We start from the raw sequence: 16,111 nt of genomic DNA, 5'->3' as shown, positions 1-16,111 counted from the left end.
TCAGCCCCTCCCCAGGAGCAGTCGGGCCTCGCCGACGGTGATGACGGAACCGGTGACGAGCACACCGCCACCCGCGAACTCGCCCTCCTCCTCGGCCAGCGTGATCGCGGCCTCCAGCGCGTCGGGCAGCCGCGGCTCGACCTGGACGCGCTCCTCGCCGAACACCTCGACGGCGATGCCGGCCAGCTCGTCGGCGTCCATCGCGCGGTGGCTGGAGTTCTGCGTGACCACGATCTCGGCGAACACCGGCTCGAAGGCCTCCAGCAGCCCCCGTACGTTCTTGTCGCCGCTCGCGCCGACGACACCGATGAGCCGGCTGAACTGGAAGGCTTCACCGATCGCCTCGGCCGCCGCTCGGGCGCCCGCCGGGTTGTGGGCGGCGTCGAGCACGACCGTCGGGGAACGCCGCACGACCTCCAGCCGGCCCGGCGAGGCGACGGCCGCGAAGGCCTTGCGGACCGTGTCGAAGTCGAGCGGCTCGGCCCGCTGCGCGCCGACGCCGAAGAACGCCTCGACGGCGGCGAGCGCGACGGCCGCGTTGTGCGCCTGGTGCGCGCCGTGCAGCGGCAGGTACACCTCCGGGTACTCGCCGCCCAGCCCGCGCAGCGTCAGCAGCTGCCCGCCGACGGCCACCTGCCGCTCCACGACACCGAACTCCAGGCCCTCCCGGGCCACGGTCGCGTCCACCTCGACGGCCTTCTTCAGCAGCACCTGCGCGGCGTCGACCGGCTGCTGCGCCATGATGACCGTCGCGCCCTGCTTGATGATGCCGGCCTTCTCCGTGGCGATCTCGGAGTGCGTGGTGCCGAGCCGGTCGGTGTGGTCGAGGTCTATGGGCGTGACGACGGCGACGTCACCGTCGATCACGTTCGTGGCGTCCCAGGAGCCGCCCATGCCGACCTCGACGACGGCGACGTCGGCGGGCGCGTCGGCGAACGCCGCGTACGCCATGCCGGTGAGCACCTCGAAGAAGGACAGCCGGTAGTCCTGCTGCGCGTCGACCATCTCGACGTACGGCTTGATGTCCTGGTACGTCTCGATGAACCGCTCGGCGGAGATCGGGGCGCCGTCCAGGCTGATGCGCTCGGTGATCGACTGCACGTGCGGCGAGGTGTAGCGGCCGGTGCGCAGCTCGAAGGCGCCGAGCAGGGCCTCGATCATGCGGGCCGTGGAGGTCTTGCCGTTGGTCCCCGTGATGTGGATCGACGGGTACGACCGCTGCGGCTCCCCCAGCACGTCCATCAGCGCGGCGATCCGGCTGACGGAGGGCTCCAGCTTGGTCTCGCCCCAGCGCGTGGCGAGCTCCGCCTCGACCTCGCGCAGGGCCTTGTCGACCTCGGGGTCGGCGGGCCGGGTCGGGATGTCGGCGTCGGGCGGTCCGCCCTGGGTGCGCAGGGTTCGGCTGCCGGCTTCGATGACGGCGAGGTCGGGATCGCGGGTGGTCTCCTCCGCGATGATCTCGTCGAAGCTGTCGAGGGGGTCGGGCTGGTCGTCGGCGTTGTGGTCTGGAGGGAGCTCGCTCACGGGGCCCAGTCTACGGAGCGGCTGTGACATCGGTCGGGGGTGGTTTGTGTCGTCCTTTCCGTGCGGGTTGTGTGTGGCTTGTCGCGCAGTTCCCCGCGCCCCTGAAAGAGACGCGTGAAGGCCCCGGCGCCGACAAGCACCGGGGCCTTCACGACCGTACGAACCCCTACCCCTGCGGCAGCCTCTCCAGCTGCGCCTGGATCCGGGCGATGTCCTCCTCCGCCTTGGCGAGGCGGGTGCGGATCTTGTCCACGACGTGGTCGGGGGCCTTCGCCAGGAACGCCTCGTTGCCGAGCTTGGCGTTCGCCTGCGCCTTCTCCTTCTCCGCCGCCGCGAGGTCCTTCGCGAGACGCTTGCGCTCCGCCGCCACGTCGATCGTGCCGGACAGGTCGAGGGCGACCTCCGCGCCCGCGACCGGGAGGGTCGCCGTGGCCGTGAAGGCGTCGCCCTCCGGCTGGAGCCGGAGCAGCTGGCGGATGGCGGCCTCGTGCGTCGCGAACGGCGTGCCGTCCAGCGTCAGCCGGGCCGGAACCCGCTGGCCGGGCTGCAGGCCCTGGTCGGCGCGGAAGCGGCGGACCTCGGTGATGACCGACTGCAGGCTCTCGATCTCACGCTCGGCGCCGGCGTCCCGGAAGCCGCTGTCCTTCGGCCAGTCGGCGATGACGACCGACTCGCCGCCGGTGAGGGTGGTCCACAGGGTCTCGGTGACGAAGGGGACCACCGGGTGCAGCAGCTTCAGCGTGACGTCGAGGACCTCACCGAGGACGCGCTTGCTGACCTCGGCCGCCTCGCCGCCCGCCTGGAACGTCGTCTTGGACAGCTCGACGTACCAGTCGAAGACCTCGTCCCACGCGAAGTGGAACAGGGAGTCGGACAGCTTCGCGAACTGGTAGTCGTCGTAGAACGCGTCGACTTCCGCGACGACCGTGTTCAGACGGGAGAGGATCCAGCGGTCCGTCGCGGACATCTTCGACGGATCCGGCAGCGGGCCGTCCACCGTCGCGCCGTTCATCATCGCGAAGCGCGTCGCGTTCCAGATCTTGTTGGCGAAGTTGCGGGAGCCCTGCACCCAGTCCTCGCCGATCGGGACGTCGACGCCCGGGTTCGCGCCACGGGCCAGAGTGAACCTGAGCGCGTCCGAGCCGTACTTGTCCATCCAGTCCAGCGGATTGACCGCGTTGCCGAAGGACTTCGACATCTTCTTGCCGAACTGGTCGCGGACCATGCCGTGCAGGGCGATGGTGTGGAACGGCGGGGTGCCGTCCATCGCGTACAGGCCGAACATCATCATCCGGGCGACCCAGAAGAAGAGGATGTCGTAGCCGGTGACCAGGACGGAGTTCGGGTAGAACTTCGCGAGCGACTCGGTCTGCTCGGGCCAGCCGAGCGTGGAGAACGGCCACAGGCCGGAGGAGAACCAGGTGTCGAGGACGTCGGTGTCCTGACGCCAGCCCTCGCCGCTCGGCGGCTCCTCGTCGGGGCCGACGCAGACGACCTCGCCGTTCGGGCCGTACCAGACCGGGATGCGGTGGCCCCACCACAACTGCCGCGAGATGCACCAGTCGTGGAGGTTGTCGACCCAGTCGAAGTAGCGCTTCTCCATCTCCTGCGGGTGGATCTTGACGCGCCCGTCACGGACGGCGTCACCGGCCGCCTTCGCCAGCGGGCCGACCTTGACCCACCACTGCATGGACAGCCGCGGCTCGATGGTGGTCTTGCAGCGCGAGCAGTGGCCGACGGAGTGGACGTACGGCCGCTTCTCCGCGACGATCCGGCCCTCGGCGCGCAGCGCGGCGACGATGGCGGAGCGGGCCTCCAGGCGGTCCTGGCCCTGGAAGGGGCCGTGAGCGGTGATCACGGCATGCTCGTCCATGATCGTCAGGGCCGGGAGGTCGTGGCGCTGGCCGATCTCGAAGTCGTTCGGGTCGTGCGCCGGGGTGACCTTGACGGCACCCGTGCCGAACTCCGGGTCGACGTGCTCGTCCGCGACGACCGGGATGGAGCGGTCGGTCAGCGGCAGCTTGACCAGCTTGCCGACCAGGTGCTTGTACCGCTCGTCCTCGGGGTGAACGGCGACGGCCGTGTCACCGAGCATCGTCTCGGCGCGGGTGGTGGCGACGACGATGGTGTCGTCCCCGTCGCCGTACTTCATGGAGACGAGCTCGCCGTCGTCGTCCTGGTACTCGACCTCGATGTCCGAGATGGCGGTCAGGCACCGGGGGCACCAGTTGATGATGCGCTCGGCGCGGTAGATCAGCTCGTCGTCGTAGAGCCGCTTGAAGATGGTCTGGACGGCCTGGGAGAGGCCCTCGTCCATCGTGAAGCGCTCGCGCGACCAGGCGACGCCGTCACCGAGGCGCCGCATCTGGCCGCTGATCTGCCCGCCGGACTCGCCCTTCCACTGCCAGACCCGCTCGACGAAGGCCTCACGGCCCAGGTCGTGCCGGGACTTGCCCTCCTTGGCGAGCTCGCGCTCGACGACGTTCTGCGTGGCGATACCGGCGTGGTCCATGCCGGGCTGCCACAGCGTCTCGTACCCCTGCATCCGCTTACGGCGGGTCAGGGCGTCGATGAGCGTGTGCTCGAAGGCGTGCCCGAGGTGCAGGCTGCCCGTGACGTTCGGCGGCGGGATGACGATCGTGTACGGCGGCTTGTCGCTCTTCTCGTCCGCCTCGAAGTAACCCCGCTCCACCCAGCGCTCGTACAGCGGCCCCTCTACGTCGGCCGGCGCGTACTGGGTCGGCAGGTCGGTGCTGGGCGCTGGTGGCTGCTGCTGAGCGTTCTCGGTCACGGGGGTCAGTTTAGAGGTGTCACTCCCCCGTCCCGAAACGCGTTTGCTTTGTAACGGTGGGGGCCCCGATGCCATGCACACGACGGGTCTGCGCCAGGATGTCTCGAACGCATAAGCATCTGGAGGGGAACCCAGAACATGAGCTACAACCAGCCGGGCCCGTACGGCGGGCAGCCCCAGCAGCCCGGACCGTACGGCCAGCCCGGTCCGTACGGCCAGCCGCCGCAGGCACCCCAGCCCGGCTACGGCTACCCCCAGCAGGCCCCTCCGCCCCAGCCCGGGTACGGCTACCCGCAGCAGCCCCCGCAGGGCGTCCCGCCCCAGCCGAACCCCTACGGCCAGCAGCCCCCGTACGGCCAGCAGCCGCCCTACGGCCAGGCCCCGTACGGCGTCCCCCAGCCCCCGGCCCCGGGCGGCGGCAAGAAGAAGACGGGCATCGTCATCGGCGCGGTGGCGGTCGTCGCGGCGATCGGCGTGGGCGCGTACTTCGTGATCGGCGGGGGCGGAGGCGCGGGGTCCCTGGAGGACGACGGACCGCACAAGCTCACGACGCCGGCGACGGTGCTCAGCGACTACAAGCGCATCACCAAGGACGGGCAGACCGCCGGCGACGACTCGACGTCGGAGCTGGAGAAGAGCGGCGTCAAGAACGCCAAGTCCGCGGCGGGCCAGTACTCCACGGTGGACCTGAGCGACTACGACCCCGACGATCCGTCGTCCGCGGCGAAGATGGCGACGGCCAAGACGCTGTCGGTGGCCGGTGCCTACGGTGAGATCTCCGACCCTGAGGCGACTCTGGACCTGTTCTTCGCCAACTTCAAGAAGTCGGCCGAGAAGGAGTCCGCCACCGGGTCCGGCAAGCCCGAGCTGGTCGGCGAGCCCGAGGCGGCGGACCTCGACGGTGCGGTCATGAAGTGCCAGTCGGTCAAGGGGCAGGACCGGCTGACGAAGAAGGAGAAGACCAACTGGTTCTGCGCGTGGGCCGACTACAGCACGATCGCCGTCGTGTCGCCGGGTGACGCGGCGCAGGGCGTCACCAAGGACGTGGCGATCGACATCACGACCAAGGCCCGCAAGGAAGTCCGCGTCAAGGCCTGACGCGGCAACGACGAAGGCGCCCGGCAGAAGTGCCGGGCGCCCACGCGTGCAGTGGGTGACTACGCCGTCTTCTGCTCGCCCGGCCCGCGCCCCCGCGCGTCGCGCGGAATCAGCGTCGGGTTCACGTTCGACTGGACGACGTCCGCCGTGATGACGACCCGGGCCACGTCCTTGCGGGACGGGACCTCGTACATCACGCCCTGGAGGACCTCCTCCATGATGGCGCGCAGCCCTCGCGCGCCCGTCTGGCGGAGGATGGCCTGGTCCGCGATGGCTTCGAGGGCCTCGCGCTCGAAGTCCAGCTCCACGCCGTCGAGTTCGAAGAGGCGCTGGTACTGCTTGACGAGCGCGTTGCGCGGCTCGACGAGGATCTGGAGCAGGGCCTCACGGTCGAGGTTGTGGACCGAGGTGATGACGGGGAGGCGGCCGATGAACTCGGGGATCATGCCGAACTTGACCAGGTCCTCCGGCATGACCTCCTGGAACTGGTCCTTGGACTCCATCTCGCGCTTGGAGCGGATCTGCGCCCCGAAGCCGATCCCCTTGGCGCCGGCGCGGGACTCGATGATCTTCTCCAGGCCGGCGAAGGCACCGCCCACGATGAACAGCACGTTCGTCGTGTCGATCTGGATGAACTCCTGGTGGGGGTGTTTGCGGCCGCCCTGCGGCGGGACCGAGGCCGTGGTGCCCTCCAGGATCTTCAGCAGGGCCTGCTGGACGCCCTCGCCCGAGACGTCGCGCGTGATCGAGGGGTTTTCACTCTTCCTCGCGACCTTGTCGATCTCGTCGATGTAGATGATCCCGGTCTCGGCCTTCTTGACGTCGTAGTCGGCGGCCTGGATCAGCTTGAGGAGGATGTTCTCGACGTCCTCGCCGACGTAGCCGGCCTCCGTCAGGGCCGTGGCGTCCGCGATCGCGAAGGGGACGTTGAGCATCCGCGCGAGGGTCTGCGCGAGGAGGGTCTTGCCGGAGCCCGTGGGGCCGAGGAGGAGGATGTTGGACTTCGCCAACTCGATGGCGTCGTCGCGGCCGTTCGCCCCGCCGTTCTCGCCGGCCTGGACCCGCTTGTAGTGGTTGTAGACCGCGACGGAGAGGGCCTTCTTGGCGGCCTCCTGGCCGACCACGTAGCCCTCGAGGAACTCGTAGATCTCGCGGGGCTTCGGGAGCTCCTCCCAGCGGACCTCGCTGGTCTCGGCCAGCTCCTCCTCGATGATCTCGTTGCAGAGGTCGATGCACTCGTCGCAGATGTACACACCGGGCCCTGCGATGAGCTTCTTGACCTGCTTCTGGCTCTTGCCGCAGAACGAGCACTTGAGCAGATCGCCGCCGTCACCGATGCGTGCCACGGTGTGCTTCCCCTTCGCCTGGGAGACTCCTGGACGCCGACGTCCAGCGGACTCCTGGTGCTGCCTTATGTCCGACGGTACCTTGCCGGGCCCCCCGTTCGGGCCCCCCTTGGCGCGGTTCACTTTGACGTGGACCGTGCCAAACCGTGCCAAGGGGCGGCAGACGATACAGCCTCTCGCCTCAGCGCAGGCTCGAGTTGTCCATCTTCCGGGTGGTGATGATCTGGTCGATCAGCCCGTAGTTCAGCGCGTCCTCGGCCGTGAGGATCTTGTCGCGCTCGATGTCCTCGCGGATCTTGTCGATCGACTGGGTGGAGTGCTTGGCCAGCATCTCCTCCAGCTGCGTGCGCATCCGGAGGATCTCGTTGGCGGCGATCTCCAGGTCGGACACCTGGCCGCGGCCGGTCTCGCTGTACGGCTGGTGGATCAGCACGCGGGCGTTCGGCAGGGCCATGCGCTTGCCCGGGGTGCCGGCGGCCAGCAGGACGGCGGCGGCGGAGGCCGCCTGGCCCATGCAGACCGTCTGGATGTCCGGCTTCACGTACTGCATCGTGTCGTAGATCGCAGTGAGCGCCGTGAAGGAGCCGCCGGGGCTGTTGATGTAGACCGAGATGTCACGGTCGGGGTCCATCGACTCCAGGCACAGCAGCTGCGCCATGACGTCGTTGGCGGAGGCGTCGTCGATCTGGACGCCGAGGAAGATCACGCGCTCCTCGAAGAGCTTCGCGTACGGGTCGTACTCGCGGATGCCCTGGGAGGTGCGCTCGACGAAGCGCGGGATGACGTAGCGGGACTCGGCCTGCGGGCCGGTGTACTCGCCCTGAGCGGCGCGCATGTCCTGCACGGCGTGCATACGGTCGTAGATCCCGCTGCCGGGGAACTGGTTCACGGTGTCTCCTGAAAAGGGCTGAGGCGGTCGGCTGGGGCTGTCTGGGGGTCGCTGGGGCCCGGGAGGGCTCCGTGGGCCTCACGGGGCGCCACAGGCCCCGTGGGACCCTCTCAGGCCCCGGTGCCGCCGCCGCCCGGCATGCCGGCGGCCGTGGGCATGACGTCGTCGATGAGGCCGTACTCCTTGGCCTCGAACGCGTCGAACCAGCGGTCGCGGTCCGAGTCGCGGGTGATCTGCTCGACCGTCTGGCCCGTGTGCTGGGCGGTGAGCTCGGCCATGCGCTTCTTGGTGTGCAGCAGCCGCTCGGCGTGGATCTTGATGTCGGAGGCGGAGCCCGCCAGGCCGGCGGAGGGCTGGTGGATCAGGATCTCGGCGTTCGGCAGCGCGAAGCGCTTGCCGGGGGTGCCCGCGCTGAGCAGGAACTGTCCCATCGAGGCCGCGAGGCCCATGGCGATCGTCACCACGTCGTTCTTGATGTACTGCATGGTGTCGTAGATCGCCATACCGGCCGTGATCGAACCGCCGGGGCTGTTGATGTACAGGTAGATGTCCTTGTCCGGTTCGGCGGCAAGGAGCAGCAGCTGTGCGGTGATCTTGTTCGCGATGTCGTCGTCGACCGGCTGGCCGAGGAAGATGATCCGCTCGTTGAGCAGCCGGTTGTAGACCTGGTCGCCGAGGCCACCACCGATGGAAGGCTCGCCGGCGGCTGAAGGCATCAGATTCGTCACGTATCCACCTGCTCGTCTTACGACGGCGCCGGGCCGTCTCACGTGTTCCCTGCGGGGCGGGAGCCGTTCGGAGACTCCACTGCCCTGGTATTCATGGACCCTAACGCGCGGGTCCCTTCGGGGAATCCCGGAGATGGGAGTGTTCGCCGGGGGCGTAGCGCTGCGCGGGATCGCCGGGGGTGGTTTCCGTCCGTGTGCGACCGCGGGCCCGTCGTGATCGATCGCGCAGTTCCCCGCGCCCCTGGGCCGCGACGCCAACGGGCCCCGAGAGGCACTGTGTGTCTCGGGGCCCGTCCTTACGGCGTTACGCGGTGCCCGGGGGCTCAGCCCTCGGTCTTCTCCTCGGCGGACTCGGCCGGGGTCTCCTCGGCGGCGGCCTCGGTGGCCTCGGACTCCTCGTCCTCGTCGTCGAGGTCGATGATCTCGCCGTTGGTGTCCTTGACCGTGGCCTTCTCGACCACGACGGCCAGGGCCTTGCCGCGGGCGACCTCGCCGACCAGGAGCGGAACCTGGCCGCCCTCGACGACGGCCTGGGCGAACTGGTCGGGGGACATGCCGGAGGAGGCCGCACGCCGCATGAGGTGCTCGGTGAGCTCCTCCTGGTTGACGTTGAGCTTCTCCTGCTTGACGAGCTCGTCGAGGACGAACTGGGTCTTGATGCCCTTGACCGCGGCCTCGCGGGTCTCGGTCTCGAACTCCTCCTCGCTCTTGCCCTGGATCTCCAGGTACTTCGCGAGGTCGAGACCCATCTGGCCGAGCTGGTGGTGCTCGAGGTTGTGCTTGCGCGTGTTGACCTCGTCCTCGAGCAGCTTCTCGGGGACCGGGACCTCGACCAGCTCGAGCAGCTTCTCCAGGACGCGCTCCTGGGCCTGCGTGGCCTGGTCGTACTGCTTCATGTTCTCGAGGCGCTTGCGGCTGTCGGCGCGCAGCTCCTCGATGGTGTCGAACTCGGAGGCGAGCTGCGCGAACTCGTCGTCCAGCTCGGGCAGTTCACGCTTGGCGACCTGGGTGACCTTGACGGTGACCTCGGCCTCCTTGCCGGCGGCGGAGCCGCCCTTGAGCTCGGAGGTGAAGGTGGCCTCGCCACCGGCCTCCAGGCCCTTCACGGCGTCGTCGATGCCGTCCAGCAGCTCGCCGGAGCCGATGGTGTAGGAGACGCCGTTCGCGACGCCGTCCTCGAGGACCTCGCCCTCGACCTTGGCCTCCAGGTCGATCGTCACGACGTCGCCGTCCTCGGCGGCACGCTCGACCGGGGCGGTGGAGGCGAAGCGCTCGCGGAGCTCCTCGACCGCCTTGTCGACGTCCTCCTCGGTGACCTCGACGGCGTCGACCTCGACCTCGATGCCGGAGTAGTCCGGGATCTCGATCGCGGGGCGGATGTCGACCTCGGCGGTGAAGTTCAGCGTCTCGCCGTCCTTCAGCTCCGTGATGTCGACCTCGGGCTGGCCCAGGGGGCTCAGCTCGGCCTCGTTGACCGCGTCGGTGTAGAACTTCGGCAGCGCGTCGTTGACGGCCTCCTCCAGCACCGCACCGCGGCCGAACCGCTGGTCGATGACCCGGGCCGGGACCTTGCCCTTGCGGAAGCCCTTCACCGTGACCTGCTGGTTGATCTTCTTGTACGCCGCGTCGAGGCTGTCCTTGAGCTCCTCGAAGGGCACCTCGACAGTGAGCCGAACCCGAGTCGGGTTCAGGGTCTCCACGGCGCTCTTCACGGTTCGGTCTCCTTGTGGCTGACTTCTTGGGTTCTGCCGGTGCCAGAGCGGCCCGGCGGATTTCGCCGCCCGGAGGACTTCAGACGATGAGACACACGGGCGTGCAGCTTGCATAGTAACGGCAGCGACTACACCGCCCAAAAGGCGATCACGGGAGTGATCAGGAGACGATCACGCGAGGTGACCGGATGGCTGGTCGGGGTGGCGGGATTTGAACCCACGGCCTTCCGCTCCCAAAGCGGACGCGCTACCAAGCTGCGCCACACCCCGTCTGGTGCGACACGTAGGGTACATGCCGCCAGGCGGTGTGGCCGCCGCATTTCCACAGGGCCGGTGCCGCGTCGGCCACGGCGGGAATGCGGTGTGCGACGGACGGGCCCGACCCGCTACGATGCCTTCAGTGCCGCGGTCACTCCGACCTGCGGCGCGCGCTGTGCGGGCGTAGCTCAATGGTAGAGCCCTAGTCTTCCAAACTAGCTACGCGGGTTCGATTCCCGTCGCCCGCTCCATACGGCTCAGGGCCAGGTCAGAGGATCATTCCTCCGCCTGGCCCTGATCGTTTGCCAGGGGGCGTGTCGTTACGGTGACCGCATGACGCCCGACTCCATCGCACCCGCAGACATCGCGTCGATGCCCAGGATCGAGTTCGCTTTCCCCGGCCCGCTGCGCGACCAGCTCGTCGCAGCCATCCTCAACGGTTCGAAGACCTCCACGACCGGACTCGTCGTCGACTACGAGCATGAGGGAGAGCCGCTGCCGGAAGTCGGGAACCGTTCGGTGGTCGTCGACTCGGACCAGCGTCCGGTAGCGGTTGTCGAGGTGACCAGCGTGCGTGTCGTCCCCCTCGCGCAGGTGGATCTCGCGCACGTGACGGATGAGGGGGAAGGGCACACGAGCGTAGCCGAGTGGCGCGAAGGCCACGAGCGGTTCTGGCACAGCGAGGAGATGCGTGCGGCCTTGGGGGACCCCGGCTTCACCGTCGACGACACGACGCCGGCGGTTCTGGAACGTTTCCGCCTGGTCGCCGACCTTCGCCCCTCCGACGATCAGGTCAGGTAGAAGCCGGCGTCCTCTTCGGACGGCGTCAGGGGCGCGTACTGCCTCAGTTCGCCGCCCCGGATCATCCACAGGCGGAAGAACGATTCCTCCTGGTCCATGACGAGGAGCTGCACCACGTTCGGCTCCCGCCACGGCGTCTCGGCGACCCGCTTCCTGAGCGCGTCGAGGTCGCAGTGGTTGAGAGCACCCGCCCACACCCGGCACTCGGGCCACTTCCAGCCACCCCATCCGGGGTCCTGGTCGGTGAGGAGGTTGAGGTCGCCGACGCCGACGCCGGAGGCGTCCGGCCGGCCGCGATGCGGAGCCTCGTCGCTCAGCCAGGCGCTCAGCGCCTCGACGTTGGCCCGGTCGGCGTCGGCGGCCGAGATCATCACATTGGCAACCCAGCTCATGGCGCTCGTTCTATCTCGCCGGCGCTCGACCGGTCGAGCGATTTCGGGCTGAGCCGACGGCCGGGGGTTCACAGGTCGCGTACGTCGACCGTGTAGACCGAGCGCTCTCCGTACGGGATGTACAGGGCGTCGCCGACCAGGGTGAGGGGTGCGCCGGTGGTGTTGTCGGGCTCGCCGCTGTCGTCGCGGCCGGTGCGGGTGCCTTCCACCTTGCCGGTGCCGACGCTCAGGGCCGCCACCCGGCCGCTGGGGGACGCGAAGTACACGTGCGTGGCGGAGGCGGTCGGGGGCCCTTGCTGCTCGACGGTGGAGTTGCTGACCCAGCGGGTCCGGCCCGTGCGGGGGGAGACCGCGCTGACGCCGCCGCTGCCGCGGGTGAGGTAGACGGTCCCGCGGACGAGGTACGCGGCAGATGCGTCGGACAGTGTGCCGGAGAGCCGCAGGGTCGTGAGGGCGCGCGAGGAGAGGTCGATCCGGGTCAGGCCGGAACCGGGCGCATGGGCGTCCGCCAGCACCAGCCGGTTCCCGTCCCGGCCGAGCATGTCCAGGGCGCCCTTCGCCTCGACCGTCCAGCGCGGCTCGCCGGTGGCCGCGCCGAGCTGGGAGACGCTGGTGCGGGCGGTGCCGTTCGTCCGGTCCCCGTCGGTGCAGATCAGGTAGGCCCGGCGGTCCGCGGCGCGCAGTCGGCAGCCCTCTCGGGCCTGCGGCTGCGGGCGCTTCCAGAGGACCTTGCCGGTGTCGGCGGCCAGCAGCGCGTACTGGTCGCCCTGGCCGCCGTAGAAGGTGACGACACCTTCCGGGACGGCCACGGCGCTTCCCTGCTCCCGGTCGGGGGCGCTCGCCATCTGGCCGTCGGCCGTCTCGGTCCGCCACAGGACCTCGCCGGTGCCGGCGGCCAGGGCGGCGACGCTGTAGGTGAACAGCGGGCCGGCGCCGTCGGCCATCTGCCGTTCGTCCGCCTGGTAGGCGTAGACGCGGTCCCGGCTCGTGCCGATGATCCCGCCCGGGGAGTTGGACACGCCGTCCGGCGCCGTGGGGTCGACGAACCGGGTCCATGTGGGGCCACCGTCGGCCAGATCGAAGCGGGTCGCCATGATCTGGGCTCCGGCGCACACCAGGGACGTGTCCACGGCCGCGCAGCGCCGGAAGGAGGAGTCACCCGGGAGCATCCGGCCCCCCTCCGGGCCCTTCGCCCGGGCGGCCCAGGGCTTCCAGCCCTCGGGAAGATCGGCGGGCGCCGCCTCGGACGAGGGGGCGCGGTCGCCGTCGGGGATGAGGGCCATGGTGGTGGTGACGAGCGCGGCGAGCACGACGGCCGCGGCGGCCGAGACCAGCATCAGGCCGTGCCTGCGGCGCCTGCGGACGCGCTCGGCGTCGGGCGCCGGTGCCGCGGCCGGATCGTGCGGCGGTTCGTGCTGCTCGGCCGGGGTCCTGTCGAGGCGGCGATGCGGGGCCTCGCCCGGCTCGGTGTCCGTCCGGTCGGACACGAGCGGGGGGCGCACGGCTTCCGCCCGGTCCGTGCGCGCGGCGTCGGGCCATACCGTCCCGGCGGGCTCGGTCGGCCGTGCGCCCGGCCCCGGTCGCAGGGTCCGGGGTGACCCGGTGGCGGGCAGGGGGTGGCCGGCGGGGGCGCTGCCCTCGCGGAGCAGGGTGAGCAGGTCTGCCGCGGTCGGGCGGGACTTGTGGTGCTTCTTCAGGCAGAGGCGGATGACGGGGAGCATTTCGTCCGGTACGCCGGAGAGTTCCGGCTCGCCCTCGACGACCCGCAGAGCCGTCTCGTAGGGGCTCGGGCTGTCGAAGGGGCCGCGACGGGTGGCGGCGTAGGCGAGGACCGAGCCGAGGGAGAAGACGTCGGCGGCCGGGCCGACGTCCTGGGGGGACGCGAACTGTTCCGGGGACATGAAGGGCGGTGTGCCCATGACCCGGCCGGTCTGGGTGAGGACGTCGGAGGCGGCGAACTCGGCGGCGCGGGAGATGCCGAAGTCGATGACGCGGGGGCCGTCGTCGGCGAGCATCACGTTGGCCGGCTTCAGGTCGCGGTGGACGACTCCGGCGCGGTGCATGTCGCGCAGCGCCTCGGCGAGCCCTGCGGCGAGTTCGCGCAGGCGGGGCAGGGGGAGCGGGCCGTGCTCGCGGACGTGGGTGCCGAGGTCCGCGCCCGGAATGTAGAGGGTGGCCATCCAGGGGCGCATCGCGTCGGCGTCCGCGTCCACGACAGGGGCCGTGAAGGCGCCGCTGACCTGGCGGGCGGCTGCCACCTCGCGGCGGAACCGGGCGCGGAACTCGTCGTCGTCGGCGTACTGACCGTGGACGACCTTGATCGCGAGGGGCCGGCCGGAGGCCGAACGGGCCAGGTAGACCACACCCATGCCGCCGGAGCCGAGGCGGTCCTCGATGCGGTAGCCACCCACCTCGGCCGGGTCGGAGTCGCGCAGCGCCATCCCCGTACGTTCCCCCCGTCACGCACTGTCCCCTGGTCGGGGAGGAGCGTATCCCCACGCTCCTCGGGCCGGCGGCACCGGCCCGGTCAGAAGCTGATGGAGTTGATGGTCTCCGCTATCGAGTTGAGGAACCGGTTGATGGACGGGGCCATGCCGGTCGAGGCGAGGAAGAAGCCGAAGAGGATCGCCACGATCGCGGGTCCTGCCTTGATGGATCCCCCTCTCAGCAACACCACAAGGATGATCGCCAACAGCAGCACCACAGACAGTGAAATGGCCACAACTGATCACACCCTCGGTCGGTCCGCTCTCCCGGCCCGGGGACGCGACCACGCGCACCCCGCCAGAACCATCGTGCCACCAACCCGGCCGGGCTATGCGGCCCGTGACACATCGACCACCTCACTCGTGTCCGGACCGGGTGCGCCGCTCGGGGCCACGGGCCGAACGGCTGTGACTCGTACGACAATTCGATGGGCCACCCGCACAGGGAATTCGACCGCATCGTTTCCGTGTCCACACAACGCGTTCGCAGCTAATTCGAATTACCCTCGCAAGTTCCTCAACGGCCCTGCGGTCAGGCATCGGAGAGGCACGGAAGTGGACATTCCGCCGGAGTCGCCTGCTGGTCTTATGCACCGCTTAGTCCGGAAGTATCACGACAAGCAGGGTGGGTGTGATGAACACAGTCCGCCGTCCGGTGATGTGTTGGCCATCACTCCGACAAGGACGTCAACTACCTGAAATCCGGGGTACCCACAGTGAATAGCCGGGATTCACATCCGGCGTTTTACGAATAGCCGCTGGGAACGCTAGGGTGCCTCAGATGTTCCACGCTGCCTCGTCCCCCGCAAGCGCAGCGAGGTCCCGGATCGTCTCCCCGAGCTCCTGGTGGGAGGGTCTGTGACGAACTCGCTGCGACCGAACGGCGACCGCAGGGCGCCACTTCCCCCGGCACAGTCCTCTGCCGACGGAGTGCCGAGCCCGCGCTCGCCGCAGAGCCCCCAGAAGAAGCAGAACGGCAAGCAGCGCGACGCGTTCTTCGACAACGCCAAGTACCTCGCGATCGTGCTGGTGGCCATGGGCCACGCCTGGGAACCGCTCAAGGGCGACAGCCGGGTACTCGAGGCCGCGTACCAGGTCGTCTACGCGTTCCACATGCCGGCGTTCATCATCATCTCCGGCTACTTCTCGCGCAGTTTCGACATGCGGCCCGACCGGCTCAAGCGCCTCATCACCGGCGTGGCCGTGCCGTACATCGTCTTCGAGACGGCCTACCCGCTCTTCAAGCGGTTCATCGACAACGACCCGCACCAGGAGATCAGCCTCCTCGACCCCTGGTACCTGACCTGGTTCCTGTGCGCGCTGTTCATCTGGCGGCTCACCACCCCCATCTGGAAGATGGCGCGCTGGCCGCTGCCGCTCGCGCTCGGCCTCGCGATGCTGGCGACCGTCAGCCCGGAGATCGGTGACGACCTCGACCTCCAGCGGGTGCTCCAGTTCCTGCCGTTCTTCGTGCTGGGCCTGGTGATGAAGCCCGAGCACTTCCACATGGTGCGCCGCCGCTCCGTGCGGATCGCCTCGGTGCCCGTGTTCGCCGCCGCGCTTGTCTTCAGCTGGTGGGCCGTGCCGCGCATGAACACCGCGTGGTTCTACCACCGGGACGCCGCGCAGGAGCTGGGCGCGCCGTGGTGGACCGGCCCGGTCATGGTGCTCGCGATGTTCGGCTGCTCCCTGGTGCTGACCGCCTGCTTCTTCGCCTGGGTGCCGCGCCGCCACATGTGGTTCACCGCGCTCGGCGCCGGCACGCTCTACGGCTACCTGCTGCACGGCTTCCTGGTGAAGGCCGGCGACTACCAGGGCTGGTTCGAGCCGACGTGGATGCACCAGCCGCTCGGTGAGATCGCCGTGACCGTCGCCGCGGCGGCCGTCGTGACGGCGCTGTGCACCAAGCCGGTGCGGCGGGTCTTCCGGTTCGCGATGGAGCCGAAGATGGAGTGGGCCTTCAAGCGGGACGCGGCCGAGGTGGCCCGTGAGCGCCAGAGCGCCGAGCGGCGCGAGCGCGAGAAGGCAACCGTGGGCTGACCGCCCGTGAACGCACGCCCAAGGGCCCGTACTCATCGCGAGTACG

General features: G+C 69.6%; 12 protein-coding genes and 2 tRNA genes. 4 read left to right on the top strand and 10 right to left on the bottom strand.

Going from position 1 to position 16,111, the window contains the following annotated elements:
- Together folC and SCNRRL3882_RS27055 are read right to left on the bottom strand one after the other, a co-directional pair.
- Complete coding sequence (gene folC, locus SCNRRL3882_RS27060) at positions 1-1,524, bottom strand: bifunctional tetrahydrofolate synthase/dihydrofolate synthase (protein ID WP_010041901.1); 1,524 nt, start codon at positions 1,522-1,524, stop codon at positions 1-3.
- Positions 1,525-1,690: 166 nt separating this feature from the next.
- Entirely contained in the window at positions 1,691-4,315 is a 2,625-nt protein-coding gene (locus SCNRRL3882_RS27055) for a valine--tRNA ligase (RefSeq protein WP_010041900.1), read from the bottom strand.
- 138 nt (positions 4,316-4,453) lie between these two features.
- On the opposite strand from SCNRRL3882_RS27055, the gene SCNRRL3882_RS27050 reads away from it, so the two are divergent.
- The gene (locus SCNRRL3882_RS27050; protein ID WP_010041899.1) at positions 4,454-5,413 is read left to right on the top strand and encodes a hypothetical protein; all 960 of its coding nucleotides are present in this window, start codon (positions 4,454-4,456) and stop codon (positions 5,411-5,413) included.
- A gap of 59 nt (positions 5,414-5,472) precedes the next feature.
- Here the strand turns inward: SCNRRL3882_RS27050 and clpX are convergent, their stop codons facing one another.
- The 5 genes from clpX to SCNRRL3882_RS27025 all read right to left on the bottom strand — a co-directional run bounded on the left by clpX (position 5,473) and on the right by SCNRRL3882_RS27025 (position 10,358).
- Positions 5,473-6,759 carry an ATP-dependent Clp protease ATP-binding subunit ClpX gene (gene clpX, locus SCNRRL3882_RS27045; protein WP_010041898.1) on the bottom strand — a complete coding sequence of 429 codons (1,287 nt, stop codon included), beginning with the start codon at positions 6,757-6,759 and terminating at the stop codon, positions 5,473-5,475.
- Between the two features lie 181 nt (positions 6,760-6,940).
- Entirely contained in the window at positions 6,941-7,648 is a 708-nt protein-coding gene (locus SCNRRL3882_RS27040) for an ATP-dependent Clp protease proteolytic subunit (protein WP_010041897.1), read from the bottom strand.
- Positions 7,649-7,758: 110 nt separating this feature from the next.
- Complete coding sequence (locus SCNRRL3882_RS27035) at positions 7,759-8,364, bottom strand: ATP-dependent Clp protease proteolytic subunit (RefSeq protein WP_010041894.1); 606 nt, start codon at positions 8,362-8,364, stop codon at positions 7,759-7,761.
- A 335-nt stretch (positions 8,365-8,699) separates the two neighbouring features.
- Positions 8,700-10,088 carry a trigger factor gene (gene tig / locus SCNRRL3882_RS27030; protein WP_010041891.1) on the bottom strand — a complete coding sequence of 463 codons (1,389 nt, stop codon included), beginning with the start codon at positions 10,086-10,088 and terminating at the stop codon, positions 8,700-8,702.
- 193 nt (positions 10,089-10,281) lie between these two features.
- A tRNA-Pro gene (locus SCNRRL3882_RS27025) sits at positions 10,282-10,358 on the bottom strand.
- A gap of 165 nt (positions 10,359-10,523) precedes the next feature.
- Here SCNRRL3882_RS27025 and SCNRRL3882_RS27020 point away from each other — a divergent pair.
- Positions 10,524-10,597 (top strand) — tRNA-Gly (locus tag SCNRRL3882_RS27020).
- Between the two features lie 82 nt (positions 10,598-10,679).
- Entirely contained in the window at positions 10,680-11,147 is a 468-nt protein-coding gene (locus tag SCNRRL3882_RS27015; protein ID WP_010041889.1) for an ASCH domain-containing protein, read from the top strand.
- On the opposite strand, the gene SCNRRL3882_RS27010 is transcribed toward SCNRRL3882_RS27015, so the two are convergent.
- The 3 genes from SCNRRL3882_RS27010 to SCNRRL3882_RS27000 all read right to left on the bottom strand — a co-directional run bounded on the left by SCNRRL3882_RS27010 (position 11,135) and on the right by SCNRRL3882_RS27000 (position 14,261).
- Complete coding sequence (locus SCNRRL3882_RS27010) at positions 11,135-11,539, bottom strand: hypothetical protein (protein WP_010041888.1); 405 nt, start codon at positions 11,537-11,539, stop codon at positions 11,135-11,137. The genes SCNRRL3882_RS27015 and SCNRRL3882_RS27010 overlap by 13 nt on opposite strands.
- Positions 11,540-11,607: 68 nt before the next feature.
- Entirely contained in the window at positions 11,608-13,980 is a 2,373-nt protein-coding gene (locus SCNRRL3882_RS27005) for a protein kinase domain-containing protein (protein WP_010041887.1), read from the bottom strand.
- An 86-nt stretch (positions 13,981-14,066) separates the two neighbouring features.
- Positions 14,067-14,261 carry a hypothetical protein gene (locus tag SCNRRL3882_RS27000; RefSeq protein ID WP_010041885.1) on the bottom strand — a complete coding sequence of 65 codons (195 nt, stop codon included), beginning with the start codon at positions 14,259-14,261 and terminating at the stop codon, positions 14,067-14,069.
- A 694-nt stretch (positions 14,262-14,955) separates the two neighbouring features.
- Between SCNRRL3882_RS27000 and SCNRRL3882_RS26995 the strand changes: the two genes are divergently transcribed.
- A complete protein-coding gene (locus tag SCNRRL3882_RS26995; RefSeq protein ID WP_010041883.1) occupies positions 14,956-16,065 on the top strand; it encodes an acyltransferase family protein in 1,110 nt (369 codons plus the stop codon).
- Positions 16,066-16,111: the final 46 nt, after the last annotated feature.

The organism is Streptomyces chartreusis NRRL 3882, from assembly GCF_900236475.1.
GTDB lineage: Bacteria > Actinomycetota > Actinomycetes > Streptomycetales > Streptomycetaceae > Streptomyces > Streptomyces chartreusis_D.
This window is presented reverse-complemented; position numbering and strand designations above follow the sequence as displayed.

What these genes read in the sequence shown, in the direction of transcription:
- SCNRRL3882_RS27015 (WP_010041889.1), top strand. Translation starts at nt 10,680, where the DNA reads ATGACGCCCGACTCCATCGCACCCGCAGACATCGCGTCGATGCCCAGG.
- SCNRRL3882_RS27035 (WP_010041894.1), bottom strand. Translation starts at nt 8,364, where the DNA reads ATGCCTTCAGCCGCCGGCGAGCCTTCCATCGGTGGTGGCCTCGGCGAC.
- SCNRRL3882_RS27010 (WP_010041888.1), bottom strand. Translation starts at nt 11,539, where the DNA reads ATGAGCTGGGTTGCCAATGTGATGATCTCGGCCGCCGACGCCGACCGG.
- SCNRRL3882_RS27050 (WP_010041899.1), top strand. Translation starts at nt 4,454, where the DNA reads ATGAGCTACAACCAGCCGGGCCCGTACGGCGGGCAGCCCCAGCAGCCC.
- SCNRRL3882_RS27005 (WP_010041887.1), bottom strand. Translation starts at nt 13,980, where the DNA reads ATGGCGCTGCGCGACTCCGACCCGGCCGAGGTGGGTGGCTACCGCATC.